A 19755-nucleotide genomic window follows, 5' to 3' on the forward strand; every position below is an offset into this window, starting at 1 on the left:
GGAACAAAAAAACCACATCCTAGGACAGATGTGGTTTTAGATAATCAACAACTTGATCTTTAGCACGAATGGCTTGATCGATACAATCTGGAAGACCTGACCCTTCAAATGAAGCACCAGCGAGCTGTACCATCGGGAACTGTTGTGCAAGTTCTTGGCGTGCCTTTTGCAGTCGTTCTTTATGACCTACTAAATATTGGGGCATCGCTTTTTGATAGCGTGTCACGACAGTGAATTCAGGATCTCCTGTGATTTGAATCACTTTTCTAAGATCATTCAACACAATTTTTTCAATCTCATGGTCTGGAAGCTCGACAATAGATTCATCGCCGGACTTTCCAACAAAGCTTCGAAGTAAGACTTTTCCTTCAGGAGACGTAGTCGGCCACTTTTTATTGACCCACGTACATGCCGAAATCGCATAATCACTTTTGCGAGAGACCAAAAACCCTGTACCCTCTTTTTCTTGATTCACTTGAGATTTCGAGAATGCCATTGCTACTGTAGCAACAGAAGATAAAGGTACTTCCTCAAAGTGTTGTAAAATACCGTGTTCTTCAAAAATTTCAGCAGTCTGATGATGCAGTGTGGTAAATATGGCACTGTCTACATCCAAAGATTCCCCAGAAGTGAAAACCAAGCGAAGTCGGTTACCCACTAACTTTTGTACCGTCTCTACTTTAGTGCCTTTAGATACCGTCACATCCGGAATGGCCCCTTCTAGTGCCTCTACAATGGTCTGCAGACCACTTGAAAACGTTTGGAAAATCCCTTGCGGTTTCCGATTTGCTGCTTGAGGAGTCGAGCTTGCAGGACGTGTCTTTTTCATTCCGAGCATCAGACTGCGGTGCTTTTTCTCCACTTCATAGAACTGTGGAAACGTCGCATGCAGACTTAGTTTGTCGATATCTCCCGAATAAATTCCGGCAAGTAGCGGTTCTACTAAGTTCTCTACAACTTCTGCTCCAAAACGGCGACGGAAAAATGTACCCAGAGGTTGATCCTCGTCAATACCCGAACGAGCCATGACAAGGTCTCCTGCAGCACGTAATTTGCCGCTCCATGAAAACAGGCCAGTTGTGACAAACGGTTTCCATTCTGTAGGAATCCCCATGATAGAACCACCAGGGATCGGATGCAGCTGGTCATTGACCAACACGAACGATTGCCCTGTTGCGTTATGGACCAGTTGGTCATCGATTCCAAGTTCTTTTGCGAGGACACCCATACTCTTCTTCCGTTCTAAGAAAGAGTCTGGACCTCGCTCTATAATAAAGCCATCTTTTCGAAGAGTTTGGATCTTTCCACCTAAACGTGAGCTGGCTTCAATCAGATATATATCGATTGGTAAGTTGTCTTCACGGCACTGCTTTTGCAGGTAATAGGCTGCTGATAGACCCGTAATTCCTCCACCAATGATGGCTACTTGTTTTCTGTTCTCCGCCATTACGTTCATCTCTTCCTATTTCAGTTTTACTTTTACAGTACTTTATTGATGGCATCCACAGCCGCTTGAATAAATAAGGGATCTGTGTTCGGCATCGCTGGTCGGTAATAGTTCGCATTCAGACGATCACAGACAATTTTACATTCGTAATCGTTATCATATAGGACCTCTAAGTGATCTGCTACAAATCCAACTGGAGTGTAGACAAAGCTACGATAGCCTTTTTCTTCATAAAGTTCTTCAGTTAAATCTTGAACATCTGGACCAATCCAAGGCTCTGGAGTCTGTCCAGCACTTTGCCAGCCCACTTCAACGTTTTCAACACCTGTTGCTTGTTGGATCAAGTGTGCTGTTTCTTTTAACTGCTCTGCATACGGATCCCCGTTTGCAAGAATTTTTTCTGGTAAGGAGTGCGCAGATACGACAAGTACCGCTTTTGCACGTTCTTCCTCTGACATCGCATTAAATGTATTCGAAATTTCACGGTTCCAGTACTCGATGAATTTCGGTTCATTGTACCAGCTTTCTACAGATTTGATTTCAATCCCGTATTTAGCCGCTTCTTCTTTGGCACGTCCGTTGTATGACTTGATAGAGAATGTTGAGAAGTGTGGAGCTAGCACGATAGAGACAGCTTCTTTGATTCCATCTTTCGCCATCGCTTCTACAGCATCTTCAACAAATGGTTCAATGTGTTTTAAACCGATATATAACACATACTCTACTTCGTCTTGAGAGCTGTTCATTTTTTCATGAATCGCTTTTGCTTGATCTTCTGTAATTTTAGCTAGTGGTGAGATTCCACCAATAGCACGGTACCGATCTGTTAAATCTTGAAGCGCTTCTTCGCTTGGCTTACGGCCATGACGAATATGCGTATAATAACGCTCAATATCTGCTTCTGTATAAGGCGTACCATACGCCATTACAAGTAATCCAACTTTTTTCTTCATCAAAAGACACCTCAATTCGATTTTTGGGAAATCAGTTCACGACTATATGTGTGCACAAGGTCTGTCAATCGTTTCAATACATCTGGATCCACTTCTGGGAATACACCATGTCCCAAGTTGAAAATGTGACCTGGATGAGCAACCCCTTGCTCGACAATCCGTTTTGCTCGTTTTTCAATCTCATCCCAAGAGCCGATCAAGTACGATGGGTCTAGGTTACCTTGTACAGTTTTTGTGATGCCACGCTGACGCGCTTCTTCAATAGACAGCCTCCAGTCAAGCCCTACAACATCAACTGGTAGGTCGTGCCATTCATTAGCCAAGTGACTTGCGCCAACTCCGAAGGTAATCAGTGGAACACCTGTTTCACGTAGTTCAGAGAAGATGCGTGTCATAATTGGTTTAATATAAATACGGTAGTCTTCTACATTCAATGCTCCGACCCAAGAGTCGAAGATTTGAATAGCACTAGCACCCGCTTGGACCTGAGCTTTGATATCTGTGATGATCATATCCGCTAGTTTGTCCATTAAAGCAAACCAAGCTTGCGGTTCACTGACCATGAAAGCTTTTGTTCTGTTATAGCTCTTTGAAGGACCGCCTTCGATCATGTAACTTGCCAATGTGAACGGTGCACCCGCAAAACCGATCAGTGGCACAGTCAATTGTTCCTTCGTCAAAATCTTGATTGTCTCTAATACGAACGGAACATGTTCTTCTGGATGAAACTCTTGGAGCTTCTCTACATCCGCTACAGAGCGGATTGGGTTCGAAATAACAGGACCGATTCCTGCTTTGATCTTCACATCCACACCCATACCAGGTAGAGGCGTTACGATATCTTTGTAAAGAATGGCCGCATCCACATCGTAGTTATCTACAGGAAGCTTCGTTACGTATGCACAAAGCTCTGGCTGATGCGTAATTTCTTCTAAAGAATACTTCTTCTTAATCTCACGATATTCTGGCTGAGAACGTCCAGCCTGCCGCATAAACCACACAGGAGTATGTTCCACTTGCTGTCCTCGTGCTGCACGTAACAGCGTATCATTCGTTATTTTCATGGTAGTCTACCCTTCCCTACACAATTAGTCTATCTCTTACTTTAGAACTTCTCTCACCTATTGTATAGATTTCAAGGCAAATTGTCATAGAATTGCCTTTCTATAAGAGGGAAAGTGTTTTCAAATTGTGAACAATGGGAAATACTTAGAGTAACAAGCAGAGGAGGCCATATTTATGAGCTATTTATATACCACATCCGGTACACCGGAATTTATGAAACAGTTACAAGAAAAATACAGCACAGAAAACATGCACGTTCTCTATGGATCTAATGGAACCATTCTGTTACACGAGAGTTCCGGTAAAACAAAGTTTCAAACACCAAGATCCTATGAGGTACTTGCCTCACATGGACACTTCCAAGATGAAGGCTATTTTTACTTCTATCACATCCCAATTACAGACGAGGGGCGTCCAGTATTTGAACATGAAGCACAGTCAATGATGGCGAACCTATCGGGTGAACCAGGGCTATTCGCACTCCGTATTTTACGACCAGTCAAAGCAGATACGTACTTGATTCTTTCCCAATGGTCCGGCCCCTCTAGTTACCAGCAATGGGCAGACCGTCATCTCACAAAACTTGAAACATTTGCTTCTAAACAAAATATTTTTACAAGCTCTCCTTATACACATACTTATCGCACAAAAAACGAAGAAGCAGCCGATTAATCTTAAGTAGTTCAGTTTTGGAGTACAAAAAGTGAAAATGTAAACCTAAATGAGTATCAAATTGCAACTGAATTTGATACTCGTTTTTTATTGTTAAATCAACGTTTGTTGTTAATTTACACCACAAAATGTAAGTTAAAATGTATATAAAAATGCGAACGTGAAATAATTATTGTAGGAATGCAAATTGGTGTGTTAAAATGGTTACAATTTACTAAGCAAAAAGGGGTGCATTTTCCTATGCAATTTCTTGAGCCAAAAAATAAGAACGCTAAGTCTGTGGATTGGGAAATATCAGAGCAAGTAAGGGTGATAGTTAAGCAATACGCTGAATATGCAGAGCGTACTGAAAGCGAAGCAGTGGATGAATTCTTATTGAACATTTTAGACGATAAGAAGTTTATTGAATGGATTGCCAACAAGCGAAGTAATAAGCGGATTGTTGAAAAAATGGGTATCAAAGATAGAGTGGGTTGATAGACAATGACCAAGCTTAAAAGATTAGCCACGAAGGAAGATGAAATTGTAGATGTTAAAATTCCGATTTCAAACGAAGAATTAAAAGATAGGGCTAAACAATATGATTTATTAACTCCAAAACGATTTGCAACAAGGTATAACAAAATGTTGTTCTTGCCAACGTCTTTTAAATGGAACGGTTCTGAATATCCCATTCAATATAATTACTGCATCAATCCGTTTTGTTGTAATTTTGGGAAAGAACAGCACAAATTCAAAGATGTAAAAGGGAAACCAAGTCGATATAAAATGACTGGTAGGTCCAAAGATAAAGGTCATAAAGGTATGTACTGCAATGACAATCCTATTGGCAGAGGTGTATCGCAAAACTGTACAGTAACCCCTTTATCTAATTGGTCTGTTGTTGAAGAAATTAAACGCCTTATAGAAATCAATAGCATCCAAGATGTTGAGCCAGATTATCAATTTCATAAAGAAGGCTGCTCGGAAGAAGAATCAACCCCATTCAATGAGCCGAAGCAATTTTACAAAAGGGGGAAAAGTAGGGGCAAATCTCAACGCTATCAATGTAAGGCGTGTAAGAAGTTCACTAATGTTCTACCAAAAAGAGAAGAAACCACTACTTATCACCAACAAAAGAACACCATTCTTCCAATGTTCGCTAAGATGGTTGTTGGAAGGGTTTCAGTCAGTCGTACTTGTGATATTTTAGGAATTGGAGTTGGAACCTACTATCATAAGCTGGAGTGGCTGTATAGGCGTTGTTTGGAGTTTTTAGAACGATATGAGACACAACCCCTTCAAACAAAGAAATTTAACGAGATGTGGCTTAATACGGACAAGATGCACTACTACCTAAATAACGTCCGTAAGAAAGGACAAGGTTCAAAGAAATATACGGGGTTTGAAGACCTTAATATGCAAACGTATATAGTTGTATCTGCTGAGGTCTTATCAAGATATGTGTTCCGTTCTGATGTTGCCTATGATTGGAATATTTCAATGGATGAATTAAATGAAGATACAAGAAAATTCAAAGAAGACCATCTCAATACTTTTAGTCGTAAAAATGATAGGTTAGATTGGTCTTATTATCCACAAGAACCATCCGCTAACGATAGCGAAAATAGGAATGCTTATCTTCACGAATTAGGGAAAATTACTAATAGGAGTAGATTTGTCGATGGTTTAAATGTTGATGCTCCTTATACTACAACTGCTCACTATTGGTTAATTAAACAAATGGTTAATGCCGACGAATGGCGAATGATTAGTGATGATGACTTCTCTATTAGAAACGCCTTTTATAGAGTATTCACGAAAGAATTAAGGTTGAGCGATGCACATCATTTTATTTGCCAAGTTAACAAGACGAAAAGCAGAAAACAATGCTTAAAAGAATTCGGACAAGCAAAAGCAGAACTGCTCGATTGGGGAGATATCAGAGGATTCAAAACAAAGTTTCTACGGACTTTGGCATCTCATTATCTAACTGAATTACTAACAAGTCATCAATTCCACGAAGAGGCTATTAGTAAAGATGGAGAAAGATATCGCAAATATGCCGATAACCCTATCAAACATCCATTAGCCACTAAGGATAAAGGATTTTATTCAGTTGATTGTAGAACGGATTTATCTGCTCTGGAACCAAACGAAATCGCAAAGATGCTATTAAATGTTAATGACCATTCGACCAATAGCTTTATTCAACAGATAAGACGTTATATATCATCTCTTGAAAGACCATTAACAACAGCTCGTGGTGATAAGAAGAGCTATATTTACGCTAACTTCAATCCGAAGTATGCTCAATTTGCGATTACAATTCTAAGAACTTACTACAACTTTTGTCGCCCTTTTAAATCAGCGGATAAAAAGGTTTTGACACCTGCTCAAAGATTAGGGATTACAGATAAACAATTTGATTGGAAAGATATAATTTATTTCAAATGACAAAAAGAGCTTGGAGTAATCCCAAGCTCTTGTGCTTTATCTTTACTGTTCTTCTTCAATTAACGCACCCGTTAACTCAATAAGTTTTTTCTTTCATATACATGAAAATAGTAGTTATACGGATTTTTATCATTCTTTATCCCTTTTTGGGCAAATACCTCATTCCATTCCTCATAATTCACTTCTGGAAAAAAAGTATCTCCTTCGAATTCATGATGTATTTTTGTGATGTACATTTTCTCAACATAAGGGAAAAACAAATTATAAATCTGTTCTCCTCCGAAAATAAAAATTTCTTCTTCGTTTTTACATAACTCAAAAACATCTTCTATTGAATGAACAATTTCACAACCATTAAAGGTAAACCCCTTATCTCTCGTCAGAATAATATTTCTTCTGTCAGGTAAGGCTCTTCCGATTGATTCAAGGTTCTTCCTACCTAATATTATCGGATGTCCCTTTGTAGTATTTTTAACATATTCCCAGTCCTTGGGAATCCTCCAAGGAATGTCATTCTCTTTGCCAATCACTCTATTCTTATCCATCGCAGCAATCAAAGAAACTTTCATTTATAACACAGCCTTTTTAACTAATTTACCATCTAATTTCTTATTTCTATCAAAAAACCTTTTCTCATTATCCTGCCCGTTAGTTGAATAAGCAATTTTTTCTATAAGTTATATTATCATAATACCACAAAATCACAAATTTTCATTCAATTATCATTTTCAATTGCATTTTATAAATCATTTTGTATGTAATTTGGTATGTAAGTTAAAATGAAAAAAGTAGTCCATTTTGAAGTACATTTTGTCATTTTGTACTCCAAAACTGAACTACTTAGATTAATCTGGCTGCTTCTTTTTTCGTACAAAATACCATTCAATTGAGGCCACCGCTGCTACCACGGCAACTAAAATCAGAACCGGTTGATGGAAGAGACTAGCAACTACAGCACCTAATCCAAGGGGTGCATAACTTACCAGTCGTGCTAACTTCATCACCACTTGTTGTTTTGAGACCTCAGGCCGCGGATATAGCATATCCATCCTAAAAATCTGATTAAACAGCAGTCCTTGATGCGTCTGAATCGCTATAGCAAAAGAAAAGACAACCAGTAGGCCGGCGACCACATAAGAAAATGATAGAAAAGGTACCAGCACTAACAGGATTGCTAATCGAAGCCACATGTAGAACAATTCGTCTTTTCTAACGAAACTTCTGACGATCAAGAATTGATGCATATTCCCCTTTGATAACAGTCCATTTAGCCACGCTCGTCTAGAAACCTTACTTCTGACATGAGGGACTTCTGTAAAATAATTTGCGAATTGATAGAACCGTTGCATCCGCTGCTGCTCCATATCGATCATTCGGTCGAACGGGAACGGAGCAAGGGATTTGGTGAGCATGAAAAAGTAATAGACGCCCGCTATCACACCCAATAGTCCGGTCACAATCCAATTGGATGACAAGAAGAAATAGAACGTTCCAAAAAGTATTCCAAGTCGAATCACAAAGTCGAAGACACTCACTTGATCATGAGCCCAGAACGCATAGAACTTACTTCTCACATTCCAAATCGCTAAGATAGTTACTACCACTGCAAGTCCAATCACCATGGAAGAGGAGAGCCCTCCCACTCGAGTAAGCAATGGAATAGTGACAACCATGACAACAAGTGAACGGACGACGACGATAAGTTCAGACCAGCGGAGTGCTGGCCGAAGATACGTTTGCATTTGTTGTTCCATCGGTAAAAAGAAATAGTGATCTGCCTGTTTTAGTAACAGCGCGGGTCTATTTGGAACCACAACAAGAGTCAAAGCCACGGCCGCCACTAGAAATGCAGGAAAGTCCTCAGGCGGATTTTGTAACCACTGACTGTATGAGTACCCTGCCGCTCCAATGACAAAGAGCAGCACCACAGCGATGTGCCCTGAGATGATAAACTGCATATAGCGTTGGAGTTCTATAAAATAACTTTGAAACCTCTTGCCGTAGATAAAAGCTAGATTAGGCATAGTCAACTTCCTCTGTCATCGCAATATAAAGATCATCAAGTGAAGCCCCTGGCATCTGTAAGGCTTGGCGCAAGTCTTCCATCGTTCCCGCAGCTCGCACCCTACCGTTATGAAGAAGGATCAGCTTGTCACAGTATTTTTCTGCTGTCGTCAAGACGTGTGTCGTCATTAAAATACCCGCGCCTTTTGATTTTCGTTCTTCCAACTGAGCAAGTAACGCTCGAATAGCGAGAGGATCCAGCCCAACAAAAGGTTCATCAATAATGTAAAGCGCAGGATTTGCCATGAACGCAGACATGATCATCACCTTCTGCTTCATCCCTTTTGAAAAATGGGTCGGAAACCATTTCATTCGCTTTTCCATACGAAACTCTTGGAGCAATTTATCTACTCGCTCTTTGGCAGTCTGCTCATCAATATCATAAGCAAGAGCCATCAAATCTAGATGTTCTTGTAGAGTCAATTCTTCATATAATACAGGTGTCTCTGGAATGTACGTAAACGACTTTCGATACACATCCGGAGCACTCGCCAATGTTTGATTAGTAATGGAAATAGTTCCTTCATGGGGTGTCAGTAACCCGATAATATGCTTGATCGTGGTACTCTTCCCAGCTCCGTTCAACCCAATCAAGCCAACAAGCTCACCAGGCTCGACCGAGAAAGACAAATCATGGATTACAGCTTTTTTAGAATACCCACCGGTAACGTGCTCTAACTTTAGTAACGACATAGTAGTAGCCCCTTTCAACAATTAGTGTAGCACCTAAAAGGAAAAAAATCTCGAACCAGTAAGTCGTATGGTAAACTACTCATAATGAATCCAAAAGGAGTGACACCAGATGATAGAATGTATCTTTTGCAAATTGATTTCAGGCGAAATTCCAAGCACCAAACTTTATGAAGACGAGCATGTTTTTGTATTTATGGATATCATGCCGTTAACTAAAGGCCATATCCTCGTGATTCCTAAATCACATAAAGAATCTGTCTATGATCTTTCTGAAGATGAAGCTGCAAATCTCTTCCGTGTTGTACCAAAACTTGCGACTGCTTTGAAAGAGACATTCCACCCTGCGGGTATGAACTTATTGAATAACAACGGAGCCCCTGCGGGACAGAGTGTCTTCCATTTCCACTTACATTTAATTCCGCGCTATGATGAGACAGATGGATTCAAGGCAACTTGGAGAACGAAAGAAAAAGACTATCCACTAGAAAAGATTCAACAGCTAGCGCAACAATTGTCAGAAAAATTATAAGCAGAACCATTGATAATTGAATAGAATGCTGTATACTAAAGGACAAGCTTTCGCTTGTGGCAAAGAGTGCACACAAGGAAAGAACTAGTTGAGAAAAGCAGAGGAGAGACGAAAATGAATACTAAAAATCTTGTACTATCCGCGATGTTACTAGGAATTGGGACGGTGTTATACCTCGTAATCCCACCTTTCTTAGGCAGTATGAAACCTGACTTCCTATTAACTATGATGTTTATCACTATTTTATTAACACCAAACTTAAAACATACCGTAGTAGTCGGCTTAGCAACTGGAATCCTATCTGGACTGTTTACTACATTCCCTGGAGGATTTCTACCGAATGTTATTGATAAAGTGCTAACTTCACTAGTGTTCTTTGCCGTACTAATTGCTATACAAGCTCTTGGTAAAAAATTTGCTGCACAAGCAGTACTCACTGCTTTAGGAACTGCCCTATCTGGTGCCATCTTCTTAGCAAGTGCCATCTTTATCATGGGAGCCGAAGTTCCTTTCGGACAACTTTATCTTGCAGTTGTACTTCCTGCCATTGCAGTGAATACAGTAGCATTTATTGTGATCTACCCAATCGTCCGTCAGACGTTGAAGCGTTCAAGCCTTCGGACTTCAGTAGCCAACTAACTTACAAAGAAGCCTATCTAAAGAAGAGATAGGCTTCTTTTTATATGGACGCTCTTGTGGATTCATGTTTAAATAAATACGCATGTTGGTATACTTGTAACAAATACATAGTGTGGAAAGTGGGGGTCCATATGGACAAAAGTCGTTTTATTTGGGGATTGTTGACAGGCGCTACAGCTAGTGCCGTCGCTATTTTATTTACTGCCCCAAAAAGTGGTCAAGAAGTGCGCTCACAACTCCGAGCAACATCGAAGACAATCAAACATGACCTCTCAGATGTAAAAGCTCAATTCCAAGAAGTAAAAACTTCCTTACAAAACTTGATTACAACCGCTAAAGAAGTCACTCCGGAAGCCGTTCAAGGAATCAAGGAAAGCGTCGATACTTGGCAAAAAGAAACTGCGCCTATTCAAATGAAGATTCAACAAGACATCGAAGCCATTCAAAAATCAATGGATGAGTTGCAGCAAGCTTTACCTAAGAAAACACCTAAAGTTAGTTGAACAGATACCTTGTGTATCTGTTTTTTTATTTTTATCACAATAGTAATGTGGTCCCTATTTCCGTTTCTCCCTTTCCCTTGTTATACTAGAGAGTAGAAGTGTAAAACGGACTGAACTACTATTCGAAAGGTGGCGAACCTTATGTCAGAAAATTATTCTCTAAAAGAAGCCATGATCTTTAGTCAACGTCTAGGACAGCTCTCTAAAGCTTTGTGGAAAGCCGTTGAAAAAGACTGGCAAACCTGGATCAAACCATATGATTTAAATATCAACGAGCATCATATTTTATGGATTGCCTATCATTTAAAAGGTGCAACCATATCCGATATTGCAAAATTTGGCGTGATGCATGTCTCAACGGCATTCAATTTCTCTAAGAAATTGGAACAACGAGAACTCCTTGAGTTTTCGAAACGAGATGACGACAAACGGAATACGTATGTCACAGTTACTGAAAAAGGCGCCAGCTTATTAGAAGAAATGTATGAAAACTATCACAACACATCCCATTCTGTTATTGAGGGCTCACTCCCTATCAAAGCGATTTATGGCAGATTCCCAGAATTTATGGACATGATGGCAGTGATTCGTAACATTTATGGGGACGATTTCATGGATATTTTTGAGCGTTCCCTATCAAATATCGAGAAAGAATTTGAGTTTCATGAAAAAGATGAAAGCGCCATCAAATAATTTACAATTATCTACTTGATATTCTTTTCAAAACATCGTATTGTAGACTCTTGAACAATCAGTTTAGGAGTGTTATACATGCAATGCTGGAAAAGCATTAATATAAAAAGACAATACGGGTATGACCGTCTGTTTTTAATCTCATCATTTATTGTCTTTATGGTCTTTTCGTTTACTTATATAGGGTTATCTTTCTTTAGTGAAAGCGGCCGTTCTAGTGATTATTTTATAGGATTTGTGCTATCTTTTTTGGCAGTTTATCCAATCCACAAATTTTTGCATTATCTGCCTTTGTCTACTTTAAAAGGAAAAGTGCGTTTGAAGCGTTACATGCACTTCCGTATTATTCCAATGTTTATGATCCGTATTTGTGAGCCCATTGGGAAGGGTCGCTTTATTATGGCTCTATTAATGCCATTTGTCGTGCTCTCCACTGTTTTTTTAGCCAGTGTTTATATCTTCCCTGCTTTTGCACATTACTTTATTATTCTATTCGCCTACCACTGTGGTATGTGTGTAATTGATTTGATTTATGTAAAAGAGCTTCTTCATTCTCCTAAAAAAGCGTGGATTGAAGAGATTGAAGATGGCTATGAGATTCTCGTAGCTCCCCGCGCTTAATCATTTGCTAGCATGAAAGAGTTTTGCTATGATGAAAGAGTTCATGAAGGGAGTTACAGTATGATTATTTTGGCACTTTTGGTTTTTGCCGCCTTCTATTTCTTTCAGATAAACCGTATGGCGTATGCATTTGTTACATCTCGTGAACTTTCAGAAGAAAAACAGACGAAAGTGTTTCGAATGGTCAATATCTGTATCACGCTCTTATTTGTAGCACTTTATGTAGAAATCACATATGCAGTTTAAAGGAACGGACGCCTAGTGGCATCCGTTCTTTTTTGTTACATCAAAAAAGTAGATCCAACAATGGTGAGCAAGATGAACAGAACGACATTCACTGCAAAACCTGAGCCGTTAGAATAGCTGTGACCCATATCGATCACCTCCTTGTGTTCTAACCTATGCTCCACCACCCGTCATTGAATGAGCAGTTGTGGAACTATTTTGTTTTTATTTCGTTTATGTTATAGTAAGCATTGTCTGAAACTAGTTAGGAGAGATACCATAATGAAGAAAACATTACTAACAACAGCTCTAGCAGCGTCTATTTTGACTCTTGGCGCATGCTCGGACGAAGAAGCTTCATCACCAGTGGTTGTAAGCTCTGAGTACGGAGACATCACAGAAAACGACTTGTACAATGAAATGAAATCCTCTATCGGAGACCAAGCTCTTCAACTTCTAATGATTGAAAAAACATTAGATGCTAAGTACGATGTGACAGATGAGCAAGTTGAAGCTGCTCTAGCGCAAGATAAAGAGGAGCAAGGCGAAAACTTTGATGCATTTATTGCACAACAAGGATACACAGAAGAATCGTATAAAAAGTTCTTGAAATTAAACCTTCTTCAAGAAGAGGCGTTAATTGATGGAGTAGAAGCGACGGATGAAGAAATCCAAGCTAAATATGATGAAATGAAAACCGAAGTCAACGCTCGCCACATTCTTGTAGAAGATGAAGCGACAGCTCAAGAAGTGAAACAAAAGCTTGAAGATGGTGGAGATTTCGCAGAATTAGCGGCTGAATATTCTACTGAACCACAAGCACAAACTTCTGGCGGAGATTTAGGTTGGTTCGGTCGTGGGCAAATGGTTCCAGAATTTGAAGAAGTAGCATTTTCTCAAGAGCCAGGTGTGATCAGTGACCCTGTTCAAACAGACTTTGGCTTCCACATCATTGAAGTTGTTGAAAAACGTGAGATGGAAGAAACGCTAGAAGAGAAAAAAGACGAAATTGCTCGTGAAGTGAAGCTTGAAAAAGCGGACTCTGCAGCTCTATTCGGTAAAGTTGCTCAACTTATGAAGGATGCAAATGTTGAAATCAAAGATGAGGAATTAGAAGGTGCGCTAGCGAACTTCTTAGATTATGAAGAGCCGGCTGCTGAAGAAACTGAAGAATCAAGTAAGTAATCAAAAAAATCCGACCTTGTGGTCGGATTTTTTTGTATTTCTGGTCAGTTAGCTCCACATCTAGAGTAATCGAGTTGCAGGCGTTAGAAATACATTCTAAAATTGTTCGCACCTATAGAGGCAGAGTGCGCCTCTACAGGCACGCCCAATTTTAGAAGCATTTCTGACCAAACGCCTTCCACATCTAAATATCAAACGATGGCCGATAGAACGAACGGTTCTCGAGCGGGAAGAGACGCTCTGTAAATTCACCTGGAGTGGTCTTCTCAAGAGCACGATTCAACATTGCCATCTTCGCATCGATGTTATCGATGTAGTGAAGGATTTCGGCTTCACGAAGCATCGGACGCTTTGGACTTCCCCACTCTTCTTTTCCGTGATGTGACAAAACCATGTGTTGAAGAAGCATCACTTCTTCCCCTTCAATTTCTAATTCTTTGGCCGCCATCGCAATTTCATTTACCATAATCGAAATGTGACCTAAAAGATTTCCTTCAAGAGTATACGTTGTAGCTACAGGACCTGAAAGTTCAATTACTTTGCCGACGTCATGCAGCATGATTCCCGAATAGAGAAGGTCTTTGTTTAAAGAAGGATAGAGTTCCGTTAGTGCTTTCCCTAAACGTAGCATTGAAACAACATGGTCGAGTAATCCTGAGGCATAGTCGTGGTGATTGCGAGTTGCTGCTGGATATGTGATAAAAGCTTGATGGTGTTTCTTCAGTAAATGACGAGTCAACCGTTGGAGGTTTGGATTGTTCATTTCAAAAATAAAAGGTGTAAGTTCGTTCATCAACTCTTCTTTTGATTTTTCAGAGGACGGTACTAGATCTGTGATGGAGATTCCTTCTTCGTCTTTTACTGGCCGAATGCTCTTCACACGCAACTGTAGCTTCCCACGGTAATCATGAATTTCTCCACCTACACGGACAATTTTTTGAGAGCCGTAAAGACGAGAATGTTCTTCGTTGGTATCCCACAACTTCGCTTCGATATCGCCACTTTTATCTTGTAAAACAAGTGACATAAAAGGTTTCCCTACAGTGGTAACCCCTGTTGTACTTTGTTTAATGAGAAGGTAGTGATCAACTGGATCGCCTACTCGTAATGTTGTAATACCTTTCATGATTTACTCCCTTCCGTCTCCAGATACACTCGTGTAGTTAAAGTGTCTGAAGACAGCCATTCTGGATGGCATGTAAAATAAACGAACGGTAAATGATTGTCGTTACTCACCAACCATTGTACCACTTGTTGAAAACGGTTCGCATCAAAATGAACGAATGGATCATCCATTAGTAAAAAGAACGGGCTCTTTTTCGACAGTTCTTCGGCTAATGCAAAACGTAGTGCCAAATAGGCCTGTTCTTTTGTAGCCTGACTAAGTTGTTTGATTTCAAAACGAGTCCCATGTTTGGAGAAGGCACTAAATCTTCCATCTTGATACTGCAATGCTTGATAAGCCCCTGCTGTGAATACCTCAAACAAGGCACTTGCTCGTTTTAATGTGGTAGGAAAGATTTCTTCATGATAATACGCATAACGCTTCTCAATTTGAGTTTCTAACGCCCGCCAAGCTGCATAATCGACCACCAGTTTGTGTAACACTGCGCGCTCTATCTCTAATTCTTGCAATAGAATTCCTTTTTGTTCGTCCGATAGCAACAGCTCAAGTTGTTGTTTGATCGTTACAAGAGCTTTTGTAGTCTCTTCAACCTTCTGTTGCAATTCTTCCACTTCTAGAAATAAAGCAGATTTAGTCAGTTCCTTGCGTTCTTTACCTTGCAAACGCGTACTAAGCTCTTTTAATCGACTTCGTCTACTGTTCTCTTCATGTGTGAAACGGACTAGTTGCTGAAACTCTTCAGAAGTGGCAATGTCGTATCGGCTATAGAGCTCATGAAGCTGGGTCTCGATCCCGTTGCGTTTTGACTCGAGTTGCTGCCTTTGTCGTTCTTGATGCAGAGCCTCCGATTGTACTAACTGTACTTCCTTCTTCAGCTCATACAGTTTAGACTGCTCCGCTCGAGCTTCTCGAAATGCAGTATCCACTTGCTTTCCACCTCTCCAAGTGGTCGGAAAAAGCCGCTGCATAGCTTGTTGCTGGGACATTACTTCCTGAAGTCGTTGTTCAGTCGCTTTATAACTAATTTGAAGTTGCTGTAGTTTCCGAATCGCTAGAAAGACGTCAGATGCTCTGTAATCAGTCGGATAAGTGATTCCATACGGTTTGAAAAAGTTTTCAACTTCAGTACCATTCAATGAAGAGCGTTTCTCTTTTACAGGTAACACTATAGTGAGACCAAGTAGTAAAATGGCAATCAACAAAAACACAAATTGATCAAGTAGCATGCCAGCTACAATGCTTCCTATACTTAGTGTTGTAAGAAGAGTAGTTAATGGATTCAGCTGTTTTTTAGTGGCGTTTAGTAATGCATCTAGCTGCTGCTCTTTTGAAAATGACACATCATAGTCTTCCACTTTAGTTTCTAAATCTACTGCAGAAATAGATAGAGTGGCTACAAGCGGTTGTTGTTCACGAACTATCATTTCTAACTGTTCTTCAAGCTCAGCAAGCTTAGCTTGCTGTTCCCGCCATCTCGTCTCATAGTCCAAGAACTCATCTAACTGCTGAAGTCGGTCATTTATACGGACCAGTTTCTCCCGGTCCCATTCTATAGTAGGCAGCTGTTGTAGTTTCCATGATACGTCTTGTAAACTTTCAGCAAGACGTCGCTGTGTCTGTTGATCTTGTTCTTCAACGAGTGGAGAATCCACCGTATGCCTTTGCAAGTTTTCCAGCTCGGTGAATAGTGGCTGCAAAGCTTCTTGCTCTTCTGCTTCAAATAACAGAGCTCTCGATTGTCTGAGTTGTTTTTCAAGAGCAGAAGATTCTTCCTCTATTTGTAGTTGTTTCGCTTGTAACAGGTTGTAGCTCTGTTCCTGTTTGTGAGACTCTTGCAGCTTTTTTTCTAAGCTTTTTACTTTCTCCAGCTGTTGATTGAGTATAGGCTTTCGACCACCTGGTTTGTAGAGAGCCTGAGATTCCTTAACTGCATCTTTGCGAAGTGCAGCATAAGGATTCTCTCCCGTTGTCCCAGTTGCAAAGAAAAGCTCGGTCAAATCATCTTGTGATAACTGATGTAGCTTTTGAAGATCAAACAAATCGAACACAAATACCGATTCTACTTGATCTCGAGTTAGCCCTTTTAAAAGCTGGTGTAACAAAAGTTCATCCCCTATATAAAGTCCGTCTCTTTCAATTGTGACATTCCCGGCAGACTTCCCTTCCACACGTTCAATTTTATAATCGACTCCTTCAAACTCAACGAGCAACCATCCTCCATAGCGACCTCCATCTAAAGGTTCTAATCGATTAGTGGCTCCACGCGTCGGAAACCCAAATAAAATTTGTAGGATTCCCTCATATAAAGATGATTTTCCGGCTTCATTGAACCCTTCCACTAAACTACGTTCAGTAAAATGAAATGTCTGTTCTCTATGTTTTCCAAAGCCGTAAAGATGAGCAGTTTTTAGTTTCATAGCTGATTACCTCGAATCGCTAGCAGCGTCTGAATGCGCTCCTGTACTTCTAGTTGCAGCTGCTCTTTTTGAATATATTTCTCTAGAGCTAGTGGTAAATCGGGTAATTCAAGTTCTTCAACTAGTTCTTGAAGAACTGGTTCTAGTTGCTGTATCCAACGAATCTGCAGACGAGTTACTAAGATATTGGAATAGACCTCTTGAATCTGACTCGAAATGTAGTCTCGAAGTTCGTCATCAGAGATCGAATCGAGCCATTCCAGTCGACTTAATGAAATAGTCCAGTCAAGTAAGATATATTCTTCACGCCACGATTGTTGGTCAATGTCTGCAAGTAGTTCTTTTAGTAACAAATCAATGGACCGAGGCTCTTCAGTTAGGGTTTCTAAAGATTCAAATTGGAGTGTGGAGACCTGACAAAATTCACTGCTTGTCTGATTCCCATCTATCCGAATATCTAAATAGCCTTGGGGGCCTTTTTCTTTAAGGTTTCTAGCTTGCAAGGTCCCAGAATAAGCAATCATCGGGTCTTGATGTAAGGTTTGTCTTTTATGTATATGTCCGAGCGCCCAATAATCGTAGCCGTATTTTAGTAAATCTTGCACTGTGAAAGGTGCATAGACGTCATGCTCTACCTGCGACCGTTCACTGCCATGCAGAAGTCCAATGGCATAGTCAGCTAGCGGTTCTCTAAGGGGGTAGTTGTCACTATAAGTTTCATGAACGTGACGTGTAGGATAGCTGAATCCAGAGATTTGAACAGTTTGCCCGTTTACTTTTACTACATGTGAATGAGGGCATTCACCAAATACATAAACTGTATCCGGCAACTCAAATCGAGTCCACTTTCCACCTAAGTGATCGTGATTTCCGTGTATGACAAACACAGGGATCTTAAGTTCTGCAAGCCGTTCCATCGACCTTTGGAAAAATCGCTGCGCATGAAGGCTTCTGTTTTCACCATCGTAGATGTCTCCCGCTATCAGAATGAAATCTGGTCGCTTATATTTTGCATCCTCTATCACTCTCTCAAACGCGTCAAAAGAAGCACTACGAAGGCGATTCTGCCACTCTTCAGGCAATTTATGGATTCCAGAAAAGGGACTTTCTAAATGGATATCCGCAAGATGAAAAAAACGAATTGACATGATATCCTCCTTAAATCGAATATTTGTTCTATTATATCATATCAACTTTTTCTGTATACTAAATGCTAGAGGAAAGGGGTGTATGGGATGCACACATATACGTTTACTGCATTTGAAAAAACAGGCAAGCTTTTAGCTGAAGAAAAATGGGAGTATGCTTCTGACGAAGAAGCGAAAGCTCAAGGGGAAAAACGTGTAGAGGAAATGGGATTTGGTGAGACGACTCACCGCCTTGTGAACTCTTCAGGAAAATTGATATTATTTCATGTATAAGCTAGATGTGGAAAACGCCGCTCTAGAAATCTTGTAAAAATCAGGCGTGTCCGTAGAGGCGCTTTTTGCCTCTATGGATGCGACAGATTTTTGCGGGGATTTCTGGCGTTTGCAACTCGATTATGCTAGATGTGGAAAACCCGGCTTAATAAGATTGAAAAACAGTTTCTCGCTTTAATGAGAAACTGTTTTTTAGTTGTATCGCTTTTTTATTGGTTAAACTGTGGTTTCCGTTTCGATACGAACGCATCGATACCTTCTAAGTGATTGCTAGCACTGCGCATTTTCGTTTGAGAGACTGCTTCTGCACGCAATACAGCTTGAAGCTCTTGCTCTTTTGTTCCGTGCAAAATGGACTTGGTTTCAAGCATCGCATCAAGAGGCGCTTGTTTTAGCTTCGCTACGAGCATTTCAACTCCAGCTTGCAATCCACCATCCTCTGTTAGATGACCAACAAGAGCCACTTCATGTGCTTCCTCACCTGTCATCATCTTGCCTTCCCAAATCAGTTGTTTCGCCTTAGGTACACCAACGCGCTCCTTTAAAAAGAAGTGACCGCCACCATCTGGGACTAAAGCAATTCCTATGAAATTCATTGCAAGCTTTGCGTTCTTTTCGGCTAAGATGAAATCACTTGCAAGTACTAGGCTAAAGCCAAGTCCCGCAGCCGCTCCATGAACTGCAGCAATGGTAAGCTTTGGTAAGGTGTAATAGGCGTGTGCCAGTTTTTCAAGTTTGCTCATGACATCCTCAATTTCAAAGCTACCATCGTTAGCGAGCATGGCTTTGATATCGCCACCTGCTGAGAATGCACGTCCTTCCCCTTTAAGAACGACGATTTGTGTCTCCTGATCTTCGTGAAGAGCTGTGAAGCACTCTGTTAATTCTTCAATCATTGTGCCATTCATAGAGTTCAATGCCTCAGGACGATTTAATGAAATCGTGAGAACAGTACCTTGTCTATCTAGTTGTAATGTTTGATATGTCATCTTTTCCCCTCCTCCTCTATTTATTCGACACGATTCCATTTTTCCCTTCAAAAAAACTCCAACCTTTGGAAGGTTGG

General features: G+C 40.3%; 22 protein-coding genes. 11 read left to right on the forward strand and 11 right to left on the reverse strand.

Going from position 1 to position 19755, the window contains the following annotated elements; translation table 11 throughout:
• Positions 1 to 19 precede the first annotated feature (19 nt).
• The 3 genes from hemY to hemE are packed head-to-tail and all read right to left on the reverse strand — an operon-like array spanning position 20 to position 3464.
• A complete protein-coding gene (hemY, locus tag CQS04_RS04280) occupies positions 20 to 1447 on the reverse strand; it encodes a protoporphyrinogen oxidase (RefSeq protein WP_100352926.1) in 1428 nt (475 codons plus the stop codon).
• Between the two features lie 32 nt (positions 1448 to 1479).
• The gene (gene hemH, locus CQS04_RS04285) at positions 1480 to 2400 is read right to left on the reverse strand and encodes a ferrochelatase (RefSeq protein ID WP_100352927.1); all 921 of its coding nucleotides are present in this window, start codon (positions 2398 to 2400) and stop codon (positions 1480 to 1482) included.
• An 11-nt stretch (positions 2401 to 2411) separates the two neighbouring features.
• Positions 2412 to 3464, reverse strand: a complete 1053-nt coding sequence (gene hemE / locus CQS04_RS04290) for a uroporphyrinogen decarboxylase (protein WP_100352928.1) — start codon at positions 3462 to 3464, stop codon at positions 2412 to 2414.
• Between the two features lie 175 nt (positions 3465 to 3639).
• Here hemE and CQS04_RS04295 point away from each other — a divergent pair, with 175 nt between their 5' ends.
• The 3 genes from CQS04_RS04295 to CQS04_RS04305 all read left to right on the forward strand — a co-directional run bounded on the left by CQS04_RS04295 (position 3640) and on the right by CQS04_RS04305 (position 6573).
• Positions 3640 to 4137: an antibiotic biosynthesis monooxygenase family protein gene (locus CQS04_RS04295; protein WP_100352929.1), complete on the forward strand. Its 498-nt coding sequence runs from the start codon at positions 3640 to 3642 to the stop codon at positions 4135 to 4137.
• A gap of 192 nt (positions 4138 to 4329) precedes the next feature.
• Positions 4330 to 4614, forward strand: coding sequence for a hypothetical protein (locus CQS04_RS04300; protein WP_000922261.1), 285 nt, complete (start codon positions 4330 to 4332; stop codon positions 4612 to 4614).
• A 6-nt stretch (positions 4615 to 4620) separates the two neighbouring features.
• Positions 4621 to 6573: an insertion element protein gene (locus CQS04_RS04305; protein WP_100352930.1), complete on the forward strand. Its 1953-nt coding sequence runs from the start codon at positions 4621 to 4623 to the stop codon at positions 6571 to 6573.
• Positions 6574 to 6644: 71 nt separating this feature from the next.
• On the opposite strand, the gene dfrG is transcribed toward CQS04_RS04305, so the two are convergent.
• The 3 genes from dfrG to CQS04_RS04320 all read right to left on the reverse strand — a co-directional run bounded on the left by dfrG (position 6645) and on the right by CQS04_RS04320 (position 9330).
• Positions 6645 to 7142, reverse strand: a complete 498-nt coding sequence (dfrG, locus tag CQS04_RS04310) for a trimethoprim-resistant dihydrofolate reductase DfrG (RefSeq protein WP_000868795.1) — start codon at positions 7140 to 7142, stop codon at positions 6645 to 6647.
• A 276-nt stretch (positions 7143 to 7418) separates the two neighbouring features.
• Positions 7419 to 8597 (reverse strand): ABC transporter permease, encoded by a 1179-nt coding sequence (locus CQS04_RS04315; protein WP_100352931.1) that lies wholly within the window; start codon positions 8595 to 8597, stop codon positions 7419 to 7421.
• The gene (locus CQS04_RS04320) at positions 8590 to 9330 is read right to left on the reverse strand and encodes an ABC transporter ATP-binding protein (RefSeq protein ID WP_100352932.1); all 741 of its coding nucleotides are present in this window, start codon (positions 9328 to 9330) and stop codon (positions 8590 to 8592) included. Before CQS04_RS04320 ends, CQS04_RS04315 begins: the two co-directional genes overlap by 8 nt.
• A gap of 109 nt (positions 9331 to 9439) precedes the next feature.
• Here CQS04_RS04320 and CQS04_RS04325 point away from each other — a divergent pair, with 109 nt between their 5' ends.
• The 6 genes from CQS04_RS04325 to CQS04_RS04350 all read left to right on the forward strand — a co-directional run bounded on the left by CQS04_RS04325 (position 9440) and on the right by CQS04_RS04350 (position 12561).
• Positions 9440 to 9859 (forward strand): HIT family protein, encoded by a 420-nt coding sequence (locus CQS04_RS04325; protein WP_100352933.1) that lies wholly within the window; start codon positions 9440 to 9442, stop codon positions 9857 to 9859.
• A 114-nt stretch (positions 9860 to 9973) separates the two neighbouring features.
• Positions 9974 to 10498 (forward strand): tryptophan transporter, encoded by a 525-nt coding sequence (locus CQS04_RS04330; RefSeq protein ID WP_100352934.1) that lies wholly within the window; start codon positions 9974 to 9976, stop codon positions 10496 to 10498.
• Positions 10499 to 10629: 131 nt separating this feature from the next.
• Positions 10630 to 11001 (forward strand): YtxH domain-containing protein, encoded by a 372-nt coding sequence (locus tag CQS04_RS04335; RefSeq protein WP_165775454.1) that lies wholly within the window; start codon positions 10630 to 10632, stop codon positions 10999 to 11001.
• Positions 11002 to 11142: 141 nt separating this feature from the next.
• On the forward strand, positions 11143 to 11694 hold the full coding sequence (locus CQS04_RS04340) for an HTH-type transcriptional regulator Hpr (protein WP_100352936.1): 552 nt from the start codon (positions 11143 to 11145) through the stop codon (positions 11692 to 11694).
• A 78-nt stretch (positions 11695 to 11772) separates the two neighbouring features.
• Positions 11773 to 12315, forward strand: a complete 543-nt coding sequence (locus CQS04_RS04345) for a DUF3267 domain-containing protein (RefSeq protein WP_100352937.1) — start codon at positions 11773 to 11775, stop codon at positions 12313 to 12315.
• Positions 12316 to 12375: 60 nt separating this feature from the next.
• Positions 12376 to 12561, forward strand: a complete 186-nt coding sequence (locus tag CQS04_RS04350) for a hypothetical protein (RefSeq protein WP_100352938.1) — start codon at positions 12376 to 12378, stop codon at positions 12559 to 12561.
• 35 nt (positions 12562 to 12596) lie between these two features.
• Here the strand turns inward: CQS04_RS04350 and CQS04_RS04355 are convergent, their stop codons facing one another.
• Positions 12597 to 12689, reverse strand: a complete 93-nt coding sequence (locus CQS04_RS04355; protein ID WP_100352939.1) for a YjcZ family sporulation protein — start codon at positions 12687 to 12689, stop codon at positions 12597 to 12599.
• A gap of 133 nt (positions 12690 to 12822) precedes the next feature.
• Here CQS04_RS04355 and CQS04_RS04360 point away from each other — a divergent pair, with 133 nt between their 5' ends.
• Entirely contained in the window at positions 12823 to 13725 is a 903-nt protein-coding gene (locus CQS04_RS04360; protein ID WP_100352940.1) for a peptidylprolyl isomerase, read from the forward strand.
• A gap of 184 nt (positions 13726 to 13909) precedes the next feature.
• On the opposite strand, the gene yhaM is transcribed toward CQS04_RS04360, so the two are convergent.
• The 3 genes from yhaM to CQS04_RS04375 are packed head-to-tail and all read right to left on the reverse strand — an operon-like array spanning position 13910 to position 18416.
• Entirely contained in the window at positions 13910 to 14851 is a 942-nt protein-coding gene (yhaM, locus tag CQS04_RS04365) for a 3'-5' exoribonuclease YhaM (RefSeq protein ID WP_100352941.1), read from the reverse strand.
• Positions 14848 to 17268 (reverse strand): AAA family ATPase, encoded by a 2421-nt coding sequence (locus CQS04_RS04370; protein ID WP_100352942.1) that lies wholly within the window; start codon positions 17266 to 17268, stop codon positions 14848 to 14850. Before CQS04_RS04370 ends, yhaM begins: the two co-directional genes overlap by 4 nt.
• Positions 17265 to 18416, reverse strand: a complete 1152-nt coding sequence (locus CQS04_RS04375) for a metallophosphoesterase family protein (protein ID WP_100352943.1) — start codon at positions 18414 to 18416, stop codon at positions 17265 to 17267. The genes CQS04_RS04370 and CQS04_RS04375 overlap by 4 nt, the downstream gene beginning before the upstream one ends.
• A gap of 87 nt (positions 18417 to 18503) precedes the next feature.
• On the opposite strand from CQS04_RS04375, the gene CQS04_RS04380 reads away from it, so the two are divergent.
• A complete protein-coding gene (locus CQS04_RS04380; RefSeq protein WP_094941416.1) occupies positions 18504 to 18689 on the forward strand; it encodes a YhzD family protein in 186 nt (61 codons plus the stop codon).
• Positions 18690 to 18898: 209 nt separating this feature from the next.
• On the opposite strand, the gene CQS04_RS04385 is transcribed toward CQS04_RS04380, so the two are convergent.
• Positions 18899 to 19678, reverse strand: coding sequence for an enoyl-CoA hydratase (locus tag CQS04_RS04385; RefSeq protein ID WP_100352944.1), 780 nt, complete (start codon positions 19676 to 19678; stop codon positions 18899 to 18901).
• Positions 19679 to 19755 lie beyond the last annotated feature (77 nt).

The organism is Chryseomicrobium excrementi (assembly GCF_002798305.1).
In the GTDB taxonomy this organism is placed as follows: Bacteria; Bacillota; Bacilli; order Bacillales_A; family Planococcaceae; genus Chryseomicrobium; species Chryseomicrobium excrementi.

Bases quoted from the DNA above. Each gene is read 5' to 3' on its own strand.
- CQS04_RS04305 (WP_100352930.1), top strand. From the start codon at position 4,621: ATGACCAAGCTTAAAAGATTAGCCACGAAGGAAGATGAAATTGTAGAT.
- CQS04_RS04335 (WP_165775454.1), top strand. From the start codon at position 10,630: ATGGACAAAAGTCGTTTTATTTGGGGATTGTTGACAGGCGCTACAGCT.
- yhaM (WP_100352941.1), bottom strand. From the start codon at position 14,851: ATGAAAGGTATTACAACATTACGAGTAGGCGATCCAGTTGATCACTAC.
- CQS04_RS04295 (WP_100352929.1), top strand. From the start codon at position 3,640: ATGAGCTATTTATATACCACATCCGGTACACCGGAATTTATGAAACAG.
- CQS04_RS04345 (WP_100352937.1), top strand. From the start codon at position 11,773: ATGCAATGCTGGAAAAGCATTAATATAAAAAGACAATACGGGTATGAC.
- hemY (WP_100352926.1), bottom strand. From the start codon at position 1,447: ATGGCGGAGAACAGAAAACAAGTAGCCATCATTGGTGGAGGAATTACG.
- CQS04_RS04360 (WP_100352940.1), top strand. From the start codon at position 12,823: ATGAAGAAAACATTACTAACAACAGCTCTAGCAGCGTCTATTTTGACT.
- CQS04_RS04350 (WP_100352938.1), top strand. From the start codon at position 12,376: ATGATTATTTTGGCACTTTTGGTTTTTGCCGCCTTCTATTTCTTTCAG.
- hemE (WP_100352928.1), bottom strand. From the start codon at position 3,464: ATGAAAATAACGAATGATACGCTGTTACGTGCAGCACGAGGACAGCAA.
- CQS04_RS04380 (WP_094941416.1), top strand. From the start codon at position 18,504: ATGCACACATATACGTTTACTGCATTTGAAAAAACAGGCAAGCTTTTA.
- CQS04_RS04320 (WP_100352932.1), bottom strand. From the start codon at position 9,330: ATGTCGTTACTAAAGTTAGAGCACGTTACCGGTGGGTATTCTAAAAAA.
- CQS04_RS04385 (WP_100352944.1), bottom strand. From the start codon at position 19,678: ATGACATATCAAACATTACAACTAGATAGACAAGGTACTGTTCTCACG.
- hemH (WP_100352927.1), bottom strand. From the start codon at position 2,400: ATGAAGAAAAAAGTTGGATTACTTGTAATGGCGTATGGTACGCCTTAT.
- CQS04_RS04375 (WP_100352943.1), bottom strand. From the start codon at position 18,416: ATGTCAATTCGTTTTTTTCATCTTGCGGATATCCATTTAGAAAGTCCC.
- CQS04_RS04315 (WP_100352931.1), bottom strand. From the start codon at position 8,597: ATGCCTAATCTAGCTTTTATCTACGGCAAGAGGTTTCAAAGTTATTTT.
- CQS04_RS04370 (WP_100352942.1), bottom strand. From the start codon at position 17,268: ATGAAACTAAAAACTGCTCATCTTTACGGCTTTGGAAAACATAGAGAA.
- CQS04_RS04355 (WP_100352939.1), bottom strand. From the start codon at position 12,689: ATGGGTCACAGCTATTCTAACGGCTCAGGTTTTGCAGTGAATGTCGTT.
- CQS04_RS04325 (WP_100352933.1), top strand. From the start codon at position 9,440: ATGATAGAATGTATCTTTTGCAAATTGATTTCAGGCGAAATTCCAAGC.
- CQS04_RS04330 (WP_100352934.1), top strand. From the start codon at position 9,974: ATGAATACTAAAAATCTTGTACTATCCGCGATGTTACTAGGAATTGGG.
- CQS04_RS04340 (WP_100352936.1), top strand. From the start codon at position 11,143: ATGTCAGAAAATTATTCTCTAAAAGAAGCCATGATCTTTAGTCAACGT.
- dfrG (WP_000868795.1), bottom strand. From the start codon at position 7,142: ATGAAAGTTTCTTTGATTGCTGCGATGGATAAGAATAGAGTGATTGGC.